The organism is Lysinibacillus sp. NPDC086135 (assembly GCF_044746345.1).
Classification (GTDB): domain Bacteria; phylum Bacillota; class Bacilli; order Bacillales_A; family Planococcaceae; genus Lysinibacillus.
The window spans coordinates 30,933-46,430 of the sequence record NZ_JBIVCA010000005.1 but is presented as its reverse complement, the minus strand read 5'-3'; the positions used below and the strand labels follow the sequence as shown (position 1 = coordinate 46,430).

The 15,498-nt window shown below is 36.4% G+C and carries 16 protein-coding genes; 13 read left to right on the top strand and 3 right to left on the bottom strand.

From position 1 onward, the window contains the following. Window positions 1–5: 5 nt before the first annotated feature. The 6 genes from ACIPKN_RS08875 (at window position 6) to ACIPKN_RS08850 (ending at window position 6,688) form a co-directional block, all read left to right on the top strand. Window positions 6–1,667: an ABC transporter permease gene (locus tag ACIPKN_RS08875; protein ID WP_400935187.1), complete on the top strand. Its 1,662-nt coding sequence runs from the start codon at window positions 6–8 to the stop codon at window positions 1,665–1,667. Further along, a complete protein-coding gene (locus ACIPKN_RS08870; RefSeq protein ID WP_400935185.1) occupies window positions 1,660–2,754 on the top strand; it encodes an MBL fold metallo-hydrolase in 1,095 nt (364 codons plus the stop codon). Before ACIPKN_RS08875 ends, ACIPKN_RS08870 begins: the two co-directional genes overlap by 8 nt. After that, a complete protein-coding gene (locus tag ACIPKN_RS08865; protein ID WP_400935182.1) occupies window positions 2,751–3,548 on the top strand; it encodes a hypothetical protein in 798 nt (265 codons plus the stop codon). Before ACIPKN_RS08870 ends, ACIPKN_RS08865 begins: the two co-directional genes overlap by 4 nt. Before the next feature lie 355 nt (window positions 3,549–3,903). Further along, window positions 3,904–5,214, top strand: coding sequence for a M48 family metallopeptidase (locus tag ACIPKN_RS08860; RefSeq protein WP_400935525.1), 1,311 nt, complete (start codon window positions 3,904–3,906; stop codon window positions 5,212–5,214). 120 nt (window positions 5,215–5,334) lie between these two features. After that, on the top strand, window positions 5,335–6,150 hold the full coding sequence (locus ACIPKN_RS08855; protein ID WP_142508412.1) for a YitT family protein: 816 nt from the start codon (window positions 5,335–5,337) through the stop codon (window positions 6,148–6,150). Window positions 6,151–6,328: 178 nt separating this feature from the next. After that, a complete protein-coding gene (locus ACIPKN_RS08850; RefSeq protein ID WP_400935179.1) occupies window positions 6,329–6,688 on the top strand; it encodes an MmcQ/YjbR family DNA-binding protein in 360 nt (119 codons plus the stop codon). Window positions 6,689–6,900: 212 nt separating this feature from the next. Here the strand turns inward: ACIPKN_RS08850 and ACIPKN_RS08845 are convergent, their stop codons facing one another. From ACIPKN_RS08845 to ACIPKN_RS08835, 3 genes are all read right to left on the bottom strand, one after another. After that, complete coding sequence (locus ACIPKN_RS08845; protein WP_142508410.1) at window positions 6,901–7,242, bottom strand: GIY-YIG nuclease family protein; 342 nt, start codon at window positions 7,240–7,242, stop codon at window positions 6,901–6,903. A gap of 16 nt (window positions 7,243–7,258) precedes the next feature. Further along, a complete protein-coding gene (locus ACIPKN_RS08840) occupies window positions 7,259–8,014 on the bottom strand; it encodes a DUF2087 domain-containing protein (protein WP_400935175.1) in 756 nt (251 codons plus the stop codon). A gap of 439 nt (window positions 8,015–8,453) precedes the next feature. Then, window positions 8,454–8,903 (bottom strand): LytTR family DNA-binding domain-containing protein, encoded by a 450-nt coding sequence (locus tag ACIPKN_RS08835; protein WP_400935172.1) that lies wholly within the window; start codon window positions 8,901–8,903, stop codon window positions 8,454–8,456. A gap of 213 nt (window positions 8,904–9,116) precedes the next feature. Between ACIPKN_RS08835 and ACIPKN_RS08830 the strand changes: the two genes are divergently transcribed. The 7 genes from ACIPKN_RS08830 to ACIPKN_RS08800 all read left to right on the top strand — a co-directional run bounded on the left by ACIPKN_RS08830 (window position 9,117) and on the right by ACIPKN_RS08800 (window position 15,226). Beyond that, the gene (locus tag ACIPKN_RS08830; RefSeq protein WP_400935169.1) at window positions 9,117–10,145 is read left to right on the top strand and encodes an AbrB family transcriptional regulator; all 1,029 of its coding nucleotides are present in this window, start codon (window positions 9,117–9,119) and stop codon (window positions 10,143–10,145) included. 88 nt (window positions 10,146–10,233) lie between these two features. Continuing rightward, window positions 10,234–10,590: an RHS repeat-associated core domain-containing protein gene (locus ACIPKN_RS08825; protein ID WP_400935167.1), complete on the top strand. Its 357-nt coding sequence runs from the start codon at window positions 10,234–10,236 to the stop codon at window positions 10,588–10,590. A gap of 98 nt (window positions 10,591–10,688) precedes the next feature. Next, window positions 10,689–11,165: a YjdJ family protein gene (locus ACIPKN_RS08820; protein WP_400935165.1), complete on the top strand. Its 477-nt coding sequence runs from the start codon at window positions 10,689–10,691 to the stop codon at window positions 11,163–11,165. Between the two features lie 256 nt (window positions 11,166–11,421). After that, entirely contained in the window at window positions 11,422–11,562 is a 141-nt protein-coding gene (locus ACIPKN_RS08815; RefSeq protein ID WP_166672191.1) for an RAxF-45 family protein, read from the top strand. 103 nt (window positions 11,563–11,665) lie between these two features. Continuing rightward, window positions 11,666–13,465: a ribosomal protection-like ABC-F family protein gene (gene abc-f, locus ACIPKN_RS08810; RefSeq protein ID WP_400935163.1), complete on the top strand. Its 1,800-nt coding sequence runs from the start codon at window positions 11,666–11,668 to the stop codon at window positions 13,463–13,465. 424 nt (window positions 13,466–13,889) lie between these two features. Continuing rightward, window positions 13,890–14,168 (top strand): GNAT family N-acetyltransferase, encoded by a 279-nt coding sequence (locus ACIPKN_RS08805; RefSeq protein WP_400935161.1) that lies wholly within the window; start codon window positions 13,890–13,892, stop codon window positions 14,166–14,168. A gap of 323 nt (window positions 14,169–14,491) precedes the next feature. Continuing rightward, window positions 14,492–15,226, top strand: a complete 735-nt coding sequence (locus tag ACIPKN_RS08800; protein ID WP_400935158.1) for a hypothetical protein — start codon at window positions 14,492–14,494, stop codon at window positions 15,224–15,226. Window positions 15,227–15,498 lie beyond the last annotated feature (272 nt).

The following is a 15,498-nucleotide window of genomic DNA, read 5'->3' as shown; positions in this document are numbered from 1 at the left end:
TATCAATGATTATGGAAGGCAGACGAACTTTTGGATTTTTACTGACACTTGTCGTTACGTTTGGTATCGCACCGTTAATTGCCATTGCATTTTATACGTTTATGAAAGATGGGCAATTAGATGTTTCGCAGATTAACAGAATGTTTGCCAATGAAAGAATGTGGCAAACGCTTGGAAACTCTGTGTTATTAGGGATTTTAGTTATTATAGGGACTACAATTGTAGCATTCCCAATGGCGTTAATAAGAACGAAAACAAGCTTATATAAATACGATTGGCTAGATATTATTTTAACGATTCCGTTTATGACACCACCATATATTGGTTCCATGGGATGGATATTGTTCATGCAAAATAATGGCTTTCTCCAACAGCTATTTCCAAGTGCTGCTTGGATGACTGAATCGTTCTTCTCCTTATTTGGAATGGTCATGATTATGAGCCTGCATCTTTTTCCTTTCTTATATTTAATGTTGAAAAATACGCTATTAAGAATCAATGGCTCCTTTCTAGATGCTGCATTAATTTTTGGACGAAGCTCTTGGAGAAATTGGACGAAAATAGTTTTGCCTTTAGTAGTTTCTAGCTATGTTCTAGGGAGCTTGCTAATTTTTATCAAAACACTTGCTGAATTTGGAACACCTGCAACGTTTGGTAGTCGAATTGGCTTTCAAGTATTTACAACGGAGATTCACTCTTACCTTTCAAGATGGCCAGTAGACATTAGTATGGCGACATCGCTGTCATTATTTTTACTATCAGTTTGTCTCGTTATCTGGTATTTTCAAAATCTTATTGGACGAAAATATACATATAGCGTGCTATCTGGAAAAACACCAGCTATTCGCGAGATCAAAGATAAATGGTATGTTAAGTTCGGTTCATGGCTTTTTGTCGGGATCATCATGTTACTATCAATCGGTATTCCTTACTTCTCAATTATTGTGACATCTTTGCAGAAAGTAAGGGGAGATGGTTTGCAGGCAGGGAATTTTTACTTTGCCTCCTACCAGGAAGTGTTTACAAGTGGAAGTGCTGGATTGTCAGCATTTTTAAATAGTGTTGTTTTCTCCGTAATCACAGCTGTCGTTACAGCAATTATTGGTTTGTTCATTGCCTTGTACATTAAAAAAGGAGAAACGAAAAAGCAGCAAGTATTAGATTTCTTTAGTTTAATGTCTAATATTATTCCCGGAATTGTCTTTGTAGTTGGGTTAATCATGTTTTGGAATGCACCGTGGCTACCAGTGACCATCTATAACACAAAGGCAATGGTTGTAGTCACGTATTGTGTACTTTTTTTACCATACTCCGTGCAATATATAAAGTCATCTTTATCACAATTAGATTCTTCGATATTCCAATCAGCCGCTATTTTTGGGCGAAGTAGCTGGGCTGTTTATCGACATATCATCATTCCATTATTAATGCAGGGAATTCTTGCTGGAATGATGATGACATTTATTATCTCAATGCGTGAGCTCGTCGCTGGATTACTCATTTTGCCTCCTTCAGTAGAGACTGGCGCAACATTTATTTACAGTCAATTTGAACAAGGCAATGTTGGTGTAGGAATGGCTGTAGCGGTGATTACAGTCGTCATGACCGTTATTTTCATGTTTCTATTAGATTGGCTGCAAAAACGGGGAGGACATGTAGATGCTTAATGTAGAGATTTTAGGTGGGGTCGGTGAGTATGGGCGTAACTGTTTTTTCATTGAAAATAATGGACATGCTATTTTACTCGATTGCGGAGTGATGAACAATCGACAAAAGACACCTCCAAAATTAACACAAGCTCATGTGGCAAAGCTTGATGCAGTGTTTATTTCCCATTCACATACAGATCATGTAGGTGCTATTCCTTTACTTGAGCGTTGGGGATATAGCGGGCCGATAATTATGAGTAAAATGACTGCGCAGCAATTAAAACAGTCTTGTCAACATACAAGAACCTTTCAACCAGAATCAATCGGAAAGTGGATAGTTGTTAGTAAATGTCTTGCCTTTCAATGGGGCTACAGTGGGCATCTAATAGGAAGCGTTTGGTACAAGATTCGTTTTTTTGAGGAGGTGATATTTTACTCTGGCGATTATGTTGTGGATTCCTATTTGTTAAAAGCAGCACTGCCGATAGAGGACGGGACTGTTTATGATCTAGCCATTATAGATAGCGGTCATGTTGAGAAGCGCATCAATAATTTAGAAGTATTGCAGCAAATGGCGGAATATATCAAAGTAAATCCAGGCTGCCCGATCATTTTCCCATCTTCTTTCTCAGGAAAAACAGCAGATATTGCTACTTATCTTTTTCAGCATACGACAAGAGCGATACGTGTAGATCATGATTTGTTGTCGTTATTTGATAATTATTATGAGGCACCTGAAAATTTATTGCCTATCAAAACAATTTTGCAAGAGTTTAAACTAGAATGTTTGACAAAGAAAACAGAATGTGAAAACTTCATTTATTTTGTACCTGAGCGTAATGAAGCGAAATTAGTGGAACTACTTCACAAAAAGCCAACAGCTATGGTTATCTTTACGGGATATTGGAATAAAGGCAAATATAAAATTCAATTTTCCCAAAATCAATATAAGGAATTTTTTTACAAAACGCATCCGGATTATGATGATATCATCGCACTTTTTAAGAAAATACATGCACATAAAACTATCTATTTTCACAGTTCATTAACGAATAGAGAAACGACTACCTTGCAATTACTAAAACATGAGGAGGAAATAACATGAAGAAATGGGCAGTAAATTTTTATTTAGTTGTTATTGTACTTGTTAGCATCATTGGATTGGATTCTACACAAGCTAAAGCAGCAATCGAACCAGGGAATGAAATTAAATTCAATCTTAAATCTAAGCTTTTCACTGAACCGGATATTTTTACTATTTTCCAAGCTACAAAAAAAGATGAAGTAAAGATTTATTTCTTTGATACTCCGAATAGAGCTTTTCTAAATGAGGATTATATCCACCGTTTACGTGTATATAAAGGAAGCAATAACATGGATATCACGTATAAAAAGAGATTTTTAAATACACCTTTGGATGAAGCAATTGCGATTACAGAGAGTCATGGCTTCACTGGAACAGAGTCTAACTATAAATTCGAAACGGATATTAAGGGTGGCAATCGTTCGTTCGCAATAAGTCGTAAGGAATCATTAAAGACTACAGCTAAAATTTCCTATGATGCAGTGGATACAAATGCGGCAAAAAAATTAATTTTAGAAAATGTTCCGAAGAAAATTTTAAATTGGGATTCTGAAGCATGGTATCAAAACACATTATCCCAAGCGGTTGTATATGGTCCTGCAAAGGCAACAACATATAAAGGAAGCTTTGCGGGCTATGCGGCGGATATTGAGGTTTGGCAATATCAAGGGGAGATTATGGTAGAGCTATCAACGAAAGAGGATGATGCATTAAAGGCCGCTATTATAGAAAAAGAATGGCATGATCGATTAGAATTAGCTGGTTATTTAAGTGAAGATCAACGTGGCAAAACGGCATTTGTAATGGATAAGTAATAAAAAATATTCTTTAAAATTCGCGACACTTCTAGGAATAGCGAACGAGCCGTGGTGCTTCAGCATCTACATGGCTTGTTACACGTTTGGAGAAGTAGAACGAATTTTTTTGTTAAAGAAACTATAGATTTTTAATTGTGGAAAAACAAGGGTATAGTTTTTGTCTAAGATAAAGCGCTACATCCTCGAGGTCGCTTCGATCCCTCGGGCTCTCCAGCGCTTTAGTGCATTTGTTCTTTTGGTGTAAAGAAGGACAGAAGGTAAATAAAAACAAAGAAAAAATTGTTCTAACTTTTTCATTTTAGCTTACACTTACTATAGGACGAACTTAGTGTTGAGCAAGGGAGGAAATGACATAGCGAAAAAAATGGGAATTGTCGCGCTACTTTTATTCGGTGTTTATGTGCTGTGTATGTATTGGTATATATTCCACAGCGGTGGTGGTACAATACCCCGTGCGATGCAAGGGACAGCTGCAGATCCAGTGATGTTTATGTCCGAAAAAGAACTATACTTAAGCGGTGAATATTCTAAAATACGGAACTTCCTATTCTTTGTTGCTACACCTTTGGAATGGTTAATTTATTTCATGATTTTAACTATGGGCGTATCACGTTACTTTGAAAAGGTGGCGACGTCACAAACAAAATGGAAGCTGTTACAAAATGCAAGCTACTTATTCTTATTATCATTTTTACTATACGTTGTACTATTCCCACTCGATTATTATCGTTACAATTTAAGCAAAACTTACGGAATTAGTACACAAGGTTTTTCTTCATGGATGCGAGACGGCATTATTGATTTTTGGGTTAACTTTGGCATGAGTCTAATTATCGTATCTGTCCTTTACTGGCTCATCAAAAAAAGTGCCAAAAGATGGTGGCTATATGCATGGTTTCTAACGATTCCATTTACAATATTTGTGATGTTCATTCAACCTGTAGTCATCGATCCTTTATATAATGATTTTTATCCGTTAAAAAATAAGGAGCTAGAAGAGAAAATTTTGTCTATAGCTGAACAGGCAAATATACCAGCAGAGCACGTATATGAAGTCAATATGGCAGAAAAAACAAATGCTTTAAATGCCTATGTAACGGGTATTGGCAGTAATTCAAGAATTGTGCTATGGGATACAACCTTAAATCGTTTAACAGATAATGAAATATTATTTATCATGGCACATGAAATGGGACACTATGTTGAGAAGCATATTTATTTTGGGATTGCTGGGTACCTTCTGTTGTCATTGCTAGGCTTATGGCTGACAGCGAAATGTTTGAGATGGTTCATTGGACGTTACGGACAGATATTAAAAATTAAAAAAATCGGTGATATAAGCTCTTATCCATTGTTCTTACTCCTAACATCTGTTTTATTATTTGCTTCGAGCCCTCTGTCGAATTATATTTCGCGGTATCAGGAAAATAGAGCTGATCAATATGCGATTTCACTAACGGGCGATCGAGAGTCCGCAATTACTGCATTCCAGAAGCTAACGATATCTGGTTTGAGTGAGGTAAATCCACAGTTGCTCGTAAAGTGGTTCCGTTATACACATCCGCCTATGCTTGAACGTATTTATAAGGTAGCGGAGAAGGCTGAAGAGAATAAAGAAGAGCCGTTAAAAGAAGAGCAGAAAAAAGAACATCAGAAGAAATAAAGAAATAAATGTCGTTGTTTTTACTGCAATAGTGCCCTACTCAAGGTTTTTTGAACGAATAAATTGGGTATTCTAAGGGAAAGAAGTACAAAACTCGTTCGTTATGATAGGGGATTTATTATGCGAAATATTGTCATTATTACACTTTCATCGATATTAGTCGCCCTTGCCTACAATCTTCTGTTAATCCCACATGAGATTTTAAGTGGGGGATTAAGTGGGATTGCTATCATGCTTGGTATTATTACACCGTTGAATACAGGGGTTTTAAATTTACTATTGAATTTACCTTTGCTAATTATAGGTGTCTTGAAGCTAGGGAAACGGTTTATTGGCTATACCATTCTTTCTGTAGTTGTCTTGTCGGTAAGCTTGTATATTATTCCGGTTTATAAAGCTACACAAGATCCAATTCTTGCGTCATTATTTGGTGGTGTTATTGTGGGCATAGGGTTGGGCTTGATTTTTCGTGCGGCAGGTTCTTCTGGTGGTTTTGATATTATAGCGATGCTACTAAGTCGTAAACGAGATTTTCCACTTGGTACATTAATCTCTGCGATGAATGGTATCGTTGTAGCTATCTCCGGGTTCGTCTTTAGCTGGGATGCGGCATTACTGACACTCGTATCAATTTATGCTACAGGGAAGGTTGTCGACACCATTCATACGAGCCATATTAAATTGACACTGATGATTATTACGAGTAAGGGCGAGGAAGTAAAACAGCAGCTACTGGAAAAGCTTCATAGAGGTGTAACGATTATGGATGCGAAAGGTGCTTATTCAGGAGAAGGGCGCAAAGTTTTAATTACCGTCATTACACGCTATCAGCTTGCTGATGTTAAAAGTATGATCAAGAATGCAGATGCTAAAGCTTTTGTCAATATATTACAAACTACTGAGGTCATTGGTGTGTTTGATAGAGGCATAAAGTAAAAAGTGTCCTAACACTTTAAAAATTAAATCGTGTGACCGAAGATCTGCTCGAACAAAAATTATTAGAAACTGAAATTAATTTAAAATAAAATAATTATTTCCTCTACACACGTTATTGATTATAATGAAAATAATCGAACGTGTGTTTCTTTATTTTAAAACGAAATGGGGTTAAATAATGAACAAAGAAACAATTCATAAATATTGCCTAAAACTTCGTGGAACAACGCATGATTACAAAGAAGAATGGCAGGCGGATCGTTATCATATTGGGGGTAAAATGTATGGCATGATGGGTGGAGATAGTACCGGAAGACCTGTACTTACTTTAAAATGTGAACCTAATCGAGCTGAAGAGTTAAGAGAAGCCTATGAAGGTATTATTCCAGGTTATTACATGAATAAAACACATTGGAATTCAATCTATATGGATGTAGATGACGTACCTATTGATTTAGTTGAAAATTTAATCAACCATTCGTATGAGCTAGTTTTCGGAAAGCTAACAAAAAAAGCTCAGCAGGAAATTCAGAAATGAAGTGAGAGAGCAAGTAGGATTCCAGCACGCAAAGAAGTGGGGGCAGGCCGACGAAGAACTGATCAGATCCAACTGATATTTACTCTACCAGTGAAAAGGAATTCCCCGGAAGGAGTGAATCCCCGTGCGATACAACACAATATATGAAACAAAAAAAGAATCTGCAAGTTTCTCAAGCTTAGTCTCGTAGAAAACAGATTCTTTTTTGTTATTTAATTATATCCACGTTCACCAAATGGCTGAAGTTTGTCGAGCCATTTTTGTTCCAGTTTTTCTAGCTCTTTTTTTGGATCGAAATAGCCTTCTTCTTTTTTCTTCAAATATTCCACAACTTCAATATCAAAAGCATCATGGCCGAATGTGTTGAAATCCGCTTGTAGTTCTTTATTAGTATGTGTCTTCGTTTTTAACATAAATTGAAAGCCGTTTAAGCGTTTTAAATTATTGAAGCTGCCAACAAACACTTTACCATTTTGTTGATTGGTCATTGTGAAAACACCAGCTTCGATTTTTATTTCTTTATACATTTCCTTTAATTCTTTTTTATGGTCCATTGGAAACCCTGCCTTCTTATTTTTTTATCCAGTAAGCACTGCCATCCTCATGTCGATCCATGAAGCCGTATTCGATTAAATAGCGACGTATTTGTACATAGTCCTCATATAATGGTTGAATTATTTCGTTTAATTCTTTTTCTGAATACTGTTTTGTTGCATCGAAAAGCTTTGTGATTGCACGGAGTATGACAATTTTATGTTTTTCACGTTTTGGGAAGCGGACAAGCTCTTTGCCAATACCGTTTGGAAAGTACTTTTCAAGTAATTGTTGTTCTTCAGAAATCGTAATATTATAGCGATCGTCGACCATCGTAGCCGTTTTGTGAATAGGTACAAAGCTGTCTTCCTTTTCATTCTGTTCTTTTAATAGTTCCATCATTGCAAGAAAGGTTTTCGCTTGACGTTCCTTTTCTTTAAGGGTAAAGCGATGATGACGTATTGTGGTTGCACTACCAATCTCCAATTCTTCTTTAATGTCTTGATCGGTTTTTCCTTCATAAAATAAGCGTAAAATATGACTTTGATGATCAGTTAGTCCTGTCATTTTTTTATTAAGGCCATTTAAATAATGAAATACGGATTGATGTGCAGCAGTAATATGATGTTGCATAAATTTTCCTGCCTCGTAGAGAACGCCTTCATGTGGATAAATAATACCCTTTTCAATCTTTTCCCCGCAAAGTAAACAAGTGAAGTGTGTTGCTTCATCGTTGTAGCCTTTTTTTATGTCATGAATCGAAGCTTGCCAAAATAATTCATTTACATCCATTGGAAATCCTCCTGTAAAACAAACGATTGTTAAATTTGTTTGCTTATATATTATTAAAATAACAAAATGTTTAAATAAAATCAATGAAAAACACATCGTTTTATAAACGATGTGCGAAAGTATTTATTTATTCTTCTTTTTAAAAATAATGATAGATAAGATAGCTAGCACAATAAATTGTGACGATAATAATGATCATGCTTGTTGAGGTACTTAGTATATTTCCGTGAAGGTCATAGACAATACCATATACTTTTTTGTATTCTTCTAGCTGTGAAGCGGGCGCACCTTCGAAAACCTTGGAGATTGAGCTCTCCATAAAGGCATTGCGTAATAGTAAAGTTGTATAGCTGATTGGGAAATATTAGAAACTGAATGTACTAAGGCGTAGGAAGAGCTGAGTAGACCGCTTGTCATCATACGTATAAATTTTTTCATATTATGAATCCCTTCCAATACCTAAGTGTTGTTTTAGTTCTTTTAAATATTTGCGGCTAACATGGACGGACACATCATTTTCTAAAATTAGTTCTGTTGTACCGATTGTACCCATTTGAATAGAGGTAATTTTGTTAATGTTGACGAGTGTCGATTTACTGACTCGGACAAAGTCTTTCGCAAATTGTGCTTCCAGCTCATATAATTTACGCTTCGTTTCGAATTCCTGTTCCTCCGTCTGCAAAAATACTTTTGCACCCTCTGCATAAATGGAGTAAATATCTGAAATTTTTAACATATGAATTTCTTGTTGAAAATAGCCATCTAGCATTGTCGTTTGTGAAGTTTGTAGTTGCTTCATCAGACGTTCAATTTGCTTGTTGTATTCCTTTGCATGTATATGAACCTCAGTTTCTTCTAAATCACTGTTAATCGTTAAGTAAATTTTCATTGAAGGCCTCCTTTACATATCTCCACAACGGAGAATCACTGAATCAGGGAATAAATATGTAGCATAGAAAATTTGGGCTTAGTCTTGGATAAGAGGTTTTATAAATAACAGGTTCAATTTTAACGATATAAAACATTGTAAAAAAGTGATGAAGTAGAAAAATAGGCAGGTTCACGGCATAATAGAATGATACAGTCATGAGGGGTTGCTTCTATGTTTATTTTTGACAAGCACATGTTTATTACATTATGTATTGGTTTAACAGGTGCGTTTTTATTTAATGTATTACATATTCCAATGCCATGGTTACTTGGAGCTATTGCGGCGGTGCTAATTGTTCAGTTATCGACAAAAGTACAATTGAAATGGCATAAATATTTTCGGAATTTTGGTTTAATCGTTGCGGGATATTCCATAGGTTTTGCGTTTACACCAGAAGCGGTGCAGGATATTAAACAATTTTTAGGAAGCATGATTGTTTTAAATGTATTATTTATTGTATTGTTTTTTGGTGTTAGTTATTTAGTTGCAAAACGTGCGGATTTAGATTTTGCGACCGCGTTAACATGCTGTGTACCTGGTGGCATGTCACAAGTTGTTGCCTTTGCCGAGGAGCAAGGGGATATGGATATGGTCGTCATTACGTTCTTCCAAATATTACGGGTTCTTTTAATTGTCGGCTTTGTGCCATTAATGGTATCAGACTCTGGGGGAACTAGCATAGTTGTCAACGGATCATATACATGGAGCCTAATAGCTTTACTTGCTGTATGTGGCGTAGCGGGCTGGCTAGCACAAAAGGCAAAAATTCCGACAGGCTATATGCTTGGTCCCGTGTTTCTATTGATGGGCATCAATATAGCAGGGATTGATGTACCGAAATTGCCGTTGTCACTACTTCATATCGCGCAGCTGATGCTTGGCATTTACATTGGACTTTTAATGAAAAAAGACGATCTACATTTATCGAGGAAGCATGTATTTTACGCTTTTATATCGGCATGTATCTTTGTTGGCGCAGCTTATGGCTTAACATTTGTCATGCAGAGTTTATACAGCCTTGATTTTCGTACAGGCTTTTTAAGCATCGTACCAGGCGGGCTTGATCAAATGGGGATAATCGCAGCTTCGGTACATGCAAAGGTCACAATCGTCACCGCATTTCAGCTATTCCGCGTACTGGTCGTATCCGTTTTCCTCGTACCGTTTGTTAAAATGTTTGTGAAAAAAGTAAGGACATAGAGGCCTGTTGTGAAGAACAAAGTTGATAATATGATAGGTTCTAAGTTGACCAAAATGATGCAAGCGTTGCGACATACGATTATGACCCATGGGGAACTTATTATCAGCTGAACCAGTCGACAGTCGTATAAAAGAGCAACCTATGCGCTACGCAGGCTATGTCTACGATGCCGAAACAAAGCAATACTATTTACAAGCCCGTTACTACGATCCAGCAACAGCCCGTTTCATCTCTCGTGACCCCGATCTAGGACCTAGTTACAACACATATGGGGATGATAATCCAATAACGAAAACAGACCCAGATGGAAAAAGGGTATGGCTCGTTATCAACGCAGGTTTTGCGGCCTATGATGGATATAAAGTAAATTTTATTCCCATCGGAAAAGTGAAGCGCGTTTATCGTGCAGTAAAAATTGCTAAGGGTTTAGGAAAATCTAATTAGGGAAATCCAAAAGTACTTATTTCATCCATATAATCCAGTATTGAAACCGAGAACATATTGTAACGTCTTTAACTTCAAAGGGTGAAGGGAGAAGTACATTGTTTAAATATGTGATACAACTAATTCTTGGTTTCTTGACTTTATTGATGTCAACAGCTATTTCTTGGTATGAGGGAAGTGGTATTATAGATAATCCGCTGGAATGGAAGTATTCAACCCCAGTTTCTCAGATATTTAATATTGAGATAAACAATGGCCAGGATATTAGCCAGCTTGATTACTTTGTCTATGCGGCTAAATTTCAACCATTTTTCCCGACTATTATGACAGTAAGTGTTCTTTATATTTGTACTGTACTTATATTTTTCATTTTTCAACTAAATCGTCAGTTAGCCATTATTTTATCAGGGATTATAAGTTGTGTATTTATTGTTATTAGCAGTATATTTTTTAATTCATCAACTGTTGGAGGAAACGTATTCTTTTGGATTACAGCTGTCAGTGCATTAATTTTTATAAGCATGGCGATAAGTTTATGGTTCAGAAAAAAATACATGTTTAAATTACAAGCATAATAGTTGGTAACATAAAAGTGCGAGCGCTAGTACATAAGTATTTGTACAGGAGTTCGCACTTTTTTAATTAACATCTTGGATTGGGGAATGGGTGATGAATTTTGGAAAACATTGACGCCCCAAGGAAGGCACCTAGTCGGAACGGAAATCAACCCTATGGTAAGGTGACAATGTGAAAGAATGTAATTTAGTCTTTTCAAAATTACCTGAATTATGGTAATATAAATTTAATTATATTGAACGGAGGTGAAAAGGAATGAATAAAAACGCTACGAAAACATGTGTAAAAGTGGATACAGCTATGTATTTTGCACGTGTTATTACTTTCGATTTTGCGAACAACGGGATAGGTCTGTCCATTTTTAAGCAAAATCAAATATCAAACGTAGCGAATTAACCATTCTTTTTCACAAACTTATGAGGAAAAGACTGCTTGTTAATCGAGCAGTCTTTTTTGTGTATTTAGATGTTTTTCGCACGTTTCATTGGAGGAAAAAACGATGCAAATTAAGGCTGAACAAATACAAAAAATTATTGGTGGAAATGTTTTATTTGAAGAGCTTCAATTAGAAGTAAATACAGGGCAGCATGTCGCTATTGTTGGTGTGAATGGCAGTGGGAAAACGACTCTATTACAGTTACTTGCCGGTTTGGATATGCCAGATAAGGGACGAATTATAAAAACCAAGGAAGCGACGATTGGTTATTTACATCAAATTCCACAATATCCTATGTTCTCAGTGAAGGAAGTGCTGGAGGAAGCATTTGCGGAAATTTATGCATTAAAGGCTAAAATGACAAAGCTTGAGCAGGAAATGCAGTTAGCTGTAACAGATAAGGTACTTCAGCAATATGGTCATGTGCAGGAACAGTTTATGCTGCAGGGGGGCTATGAAATTGATGCGCAATTAGCGATGATTGCAAATGGTCTAGGTATAACACCATTGCTTGAGCAACCTTTTAGTAGCTTAAGTGGCGGGGAGAAAACGAAGGTAATGCTAGGGCAAATCCTTTTAAGTAATCCTTCTATTTTGTTATTAGATGAACCGACCAATCATTTAGATATGCAGGCAATCGAATGGCTAGAAAATTATGTTCGAAATTTTGCAGGAATTGTTATAGCAGTATCACATGATCGCCACTTTATGAATCAAATGGCTCAAAAAATAATTGAAATTGAAGATGGAGAGGCATTTACGTACATTGGTAATTACGATGCATTTGTCGAACAAAAGGAAACTAAGCTTGAACAGCAATTTGCTCAATACGAAGAACAGCAAAAGAAAATAAAAAAAATGCAGGAAACAATAAAGCGCTTAAAGCAATGGGCAAATGAAGCGAATCCGCCAAATGCTGGCTTGCATCGTCGTGCTAAAAGTATGGAGAAAGCACTAGCCCGTATAGAGCGTGTGAAGAAGCCCCCAACGAAAAAGAAAATGAATTTAGCGTTAACGATGGCTGAGCGTAGTGGAAAAGAGGTTGTACAAATGAAGGGTATTAGCCATGCATTTGAGAAACCGTTATTTAAGGAAAGTAATTTAGCGGTTTACTTCGGAGAACGTTTGGCGATTGTTGGTGGTAATGGCAGTGGGAAATCAACGTTATTAAAAATGATGTTAGGTGAGGTTGAACCTAATAAAGGTACTTGTCATGTCGGCAACAGTGTTAAAATTGGCTATCTATCACAGCAATTTGAGCATAAAAATCCGGCCATTCGCTTAATAGATGCCTTTCGTGAGAGTGTCTCTGTGTCAGAGGCAGAGGCACGTCATATTCTTGCTCAGTTTTTATTTTATGGCTATGATGTTTTTAAAAAAGTGAAGGATTTAAGTGGCGGTGAAAAGATGCGCTTACGTCTAGCACAGTTAATGCATGAGGATATTAATTTATTGATGCTGGATGAACCAACTAACCATTTAGACATTGAAGCGAGAGAGGTATTGGAGGATACACTGGAGTCCTTTGAAGGAACCATTATAGGCGTCTCGCATGACCGTTATTTTTTACAAAAGATTTTTACAAAAGTTGCATGGATTGAGCATGAAAACATTCAAGTATTTGAAGGGGATTATGAATGGGCAAGACAAAAACACTTAGCAATAGTAAAAGAACCAGTTAAAAAAGAAGTGTCTGAAAAATCCTATGCTGTTAAAGAAGAGATAGCAATTGAAGAACAAATTGAAAAGCTTGAAATAAGATTAAAGGAGCCGACACTTGCGAAGGAGCAACGTCAAAAGCTTGAACAGCAGCTAGAGGATTTATTTGAAAAATGGATTGAGGGAGGACCAGAGCATGCATAAAATTGAGCACATCATGCAGCTAGATATTGATTTTTATCAATTATGCCACGGCATAATTGCATCCCGGAATCGGCTTTCGAGCCAGATATGTTTTTAAAGAAAATCAAGGATTTCTATCAGTCAAAATCTCTCATTCCAAGATTGAATTTATACAATCTGGAGGAAAATTAGTCATATATAAAAGCATTAGAGAATCATGGCTTTCAATTCGAAATTTTTACCGATTATGTACAATGTTGGAATGTGAATACTCGCGATTATCTCATAATCCAGTCATACAAATTGAACGTGTAACAGGTGCCAATATGGAAGAAGCATTTGCTGTAGAAATGAGCATTTCTACATTTGGAATCAAAAAAGCTTTTGAGGAGACATATCATTCCCTGCATTTTACGTATTATTTATTAAGATTGGATGGCAAAGCTTGCTGTACTGCCAATATTTTGTCTCAGGAAATCAAGGGAGGGTCAAGGGTGTAGCAACATTTGAAAGCTATCGAGGTCGAGAGTTAATTGGATATATTCTGCAGCATATTCAGCAAGAGTCGATAAAGCAAGGGTTAGAATATCTCTGGATATTATCTATCAATGAACAGGTTGCAAAAGTCTATGACAGGGCAAATTTCAAATCAGTAGGCACAATAATATCAATTCATGCCTTTACTGAAGTAAAAAGCATTAAGCAAATACGACAAGGGTCTTAATTGGATGAAAGATAAAAAATATAGCCTTACTCCTATGGGACAGAATTTTCCATAGGAGTAGTGCTTTTAGGGGTTTAATTTCGCTTATTTTAGTCGTAGAATATGTTCAAACCGTGTAAGTCAAAGCTTATTAGAGGTTAAATGGTAAAATTCCTCATTTTGAAGACTTTAGTAATCCTGAACAGTAACGACTGCTTAGGAATTTTTGAATTAATGTTTCGAAAGAAGGATTTTCAATCTTTAAAAGTTTTTTACTTGAAAAAATGGCGAATTCGATTTACTCTCTTTAGAGATACTTGTTTAATGGACTTGGAGGATATGGAATGCACGGAATTTATATACGCTATAATGTCTTAGAAGAAACCCCAGCAGCACAATGGCCCAAAAAAATGGATGCATTTGCGTATGTTCAACGAGGAAAGCCACAACAAGACAATGACAACTTGCTATCGATGGAAGAGCTAAAAAGCCATGCAATTCGCTATATTAAAAGCTTAAAAGACAATGCAGGTGATCATTTAGTAGAACAACGCAATGGTGAAATTGAGCACTTTGATCGACGCTATATGGAATCCTTAAAGCTAAAGGAAAGCATCGATTCACAGCTTATTAATCTAGAAGAAATTCGTTTGCTTTTACAGTTAATGAATGTATTGAATTTATCGCATGGTTTCGGAGAAAATGCTGGAAAGCTGCTTCGTCAAATTACCCCATATGCAAAAGAGGTAGAGCACCCAACATTCCAAACAACTCGTGTTGAGCGACATTTTTATTCAGAACTAATTGAACAAATTGAAGCAGTATATGCACGAATTATGCGTTACCACAACCCGTCAACGACTGAAATGCAGCAGTCAGAAAAGATATGGACAGCAGTTTGTGAGCAAGCAATAGAAAAGGTAGAATCGCGCATTGAACGCTTGTCTTCTATCAAGTTAAAGCATGAGAAAAATTTACTAGAGTTTAGTCAATTAAAACAGCAAAATATCGAGGCAAAGGAACGCCTAGATGTTGCTGTCAATGATCTTGATGCTATTTTAAATGTACTAGAATCTTAAAGGCTATGTTAATGCCTATATAATGCGGTTTGAGCTGTGGTTAGCTATTGAGCTAGCCTCATTTTCAATAGCTCAGTTAAATGTGTCGGTTGAATCAAAAGACCTAACAACACATTTGAAGGCATATCGCTTAGTCTCAAGTTCTATGTCAAACATTTCAAGGTAGACTTTATAACAAAATCGAAAGACCTACTTCAATTGCCTAGATGGCAATTGAAGTAGGTCTTTTTTTTTGAATAAGGGAAGGTGCCTGTTTTACCTTGAGCCCCTAG

Excerpts from the sequence above, each read along its gene's own strand:
- ACIPKN_RS08875 (WP_400935187.1), top strand. The coding sequence starts at position 6 with ATGATTATGGAAGGCAGACGAACTTTTGGATTTTTACTGACACTTGTC.
- ACIPKN_RS08870 (WP_400935185.1), top strand. The coding sequence starts at position 1,660 with ATGCTTAATGTAGAGATTTTAGGTGGGGTCGGTGAGTATGGGCGTAAC.
- ACIPKN_RS08865 (WP_400935182.1), top strand. The coding sequence starts at position 2,751 with ATGAAGAAATGGGCAGTAAATTTTTATTTAGTTGTTATTGTACTTGTT.
- ACIPKN_RS08855 (WP_142508412.1), top strand. The coding sequence starts at position 5,335 with ATGCGAAATATTGTCATTATTACACTTTCATCGATATTAGTCGCCCTT.
- ACIPKN_RS08850 (WP_400935179.1), top strand. The coding sequence starts at position 6,329 with ATGAACAAAGAAACAATTCATAAATATTGCCTAAAACTTCGTGGAACA.
- ACIPKN_RS08845 (WP_142508410.1), bottom strand. The coding sequence starts at position 7,242 with ATGGACCATAAAAAAGAATTAAAGGAAATGTATAAAGAAATAAAAATC.
- ACIPKN_RS08840 (WP_400935175.1), bottom strand. The coding sequence starts at position 8,014 with ATGGATGTAAATGAATTATTTTGGCAAGCTTCGATTCATGACATAAAA.
- ACIPKN_RS08835 (WP_400935172.1), bottom strand. The coding sequence starts at position 8,903 with ATGAAAATTTACTTAACGATTAACAGTGATTTAGAAGAAACTGAGGTT.
- ACIPKN_RS08830 (WP_400935169.1), top strand. The coding sequence starts at position 9,117 with ATGTTTATTTTTGACAAGCACATGTTTATTACATTATGTATTGGTTTA.
- ACIPKN_RS08825 (WP_400935167.1), top strand. The coding sequence starts at position 10,234 with ATGGGGAACTTATTATCAGCTGAACCAGTCGACAGTCGTATAAAAGAG.
- ACIPKN_RS08815 (WP_166672191.1), top strand. The coding sequence starts at position 11,422 with ATGAATAAAAACGCTACGAAAACATGTGTAAAAGTGGATACAGCTATG.
- abc-f (WP_400935163.1), top strand. The coding sequence starts at position 11,666 with ATGCAAATTAAGGCTGAACAAATACAAAAAATTATTGGTGGAAATGTT.
- ACIPKN_RS08800 (WP_400935158.1), top strand. The coding sequence starts at position 14,492 with ATGCACGGAATTTATATACGCTATAATGTCTTAGAAGAAACCCCAGCA.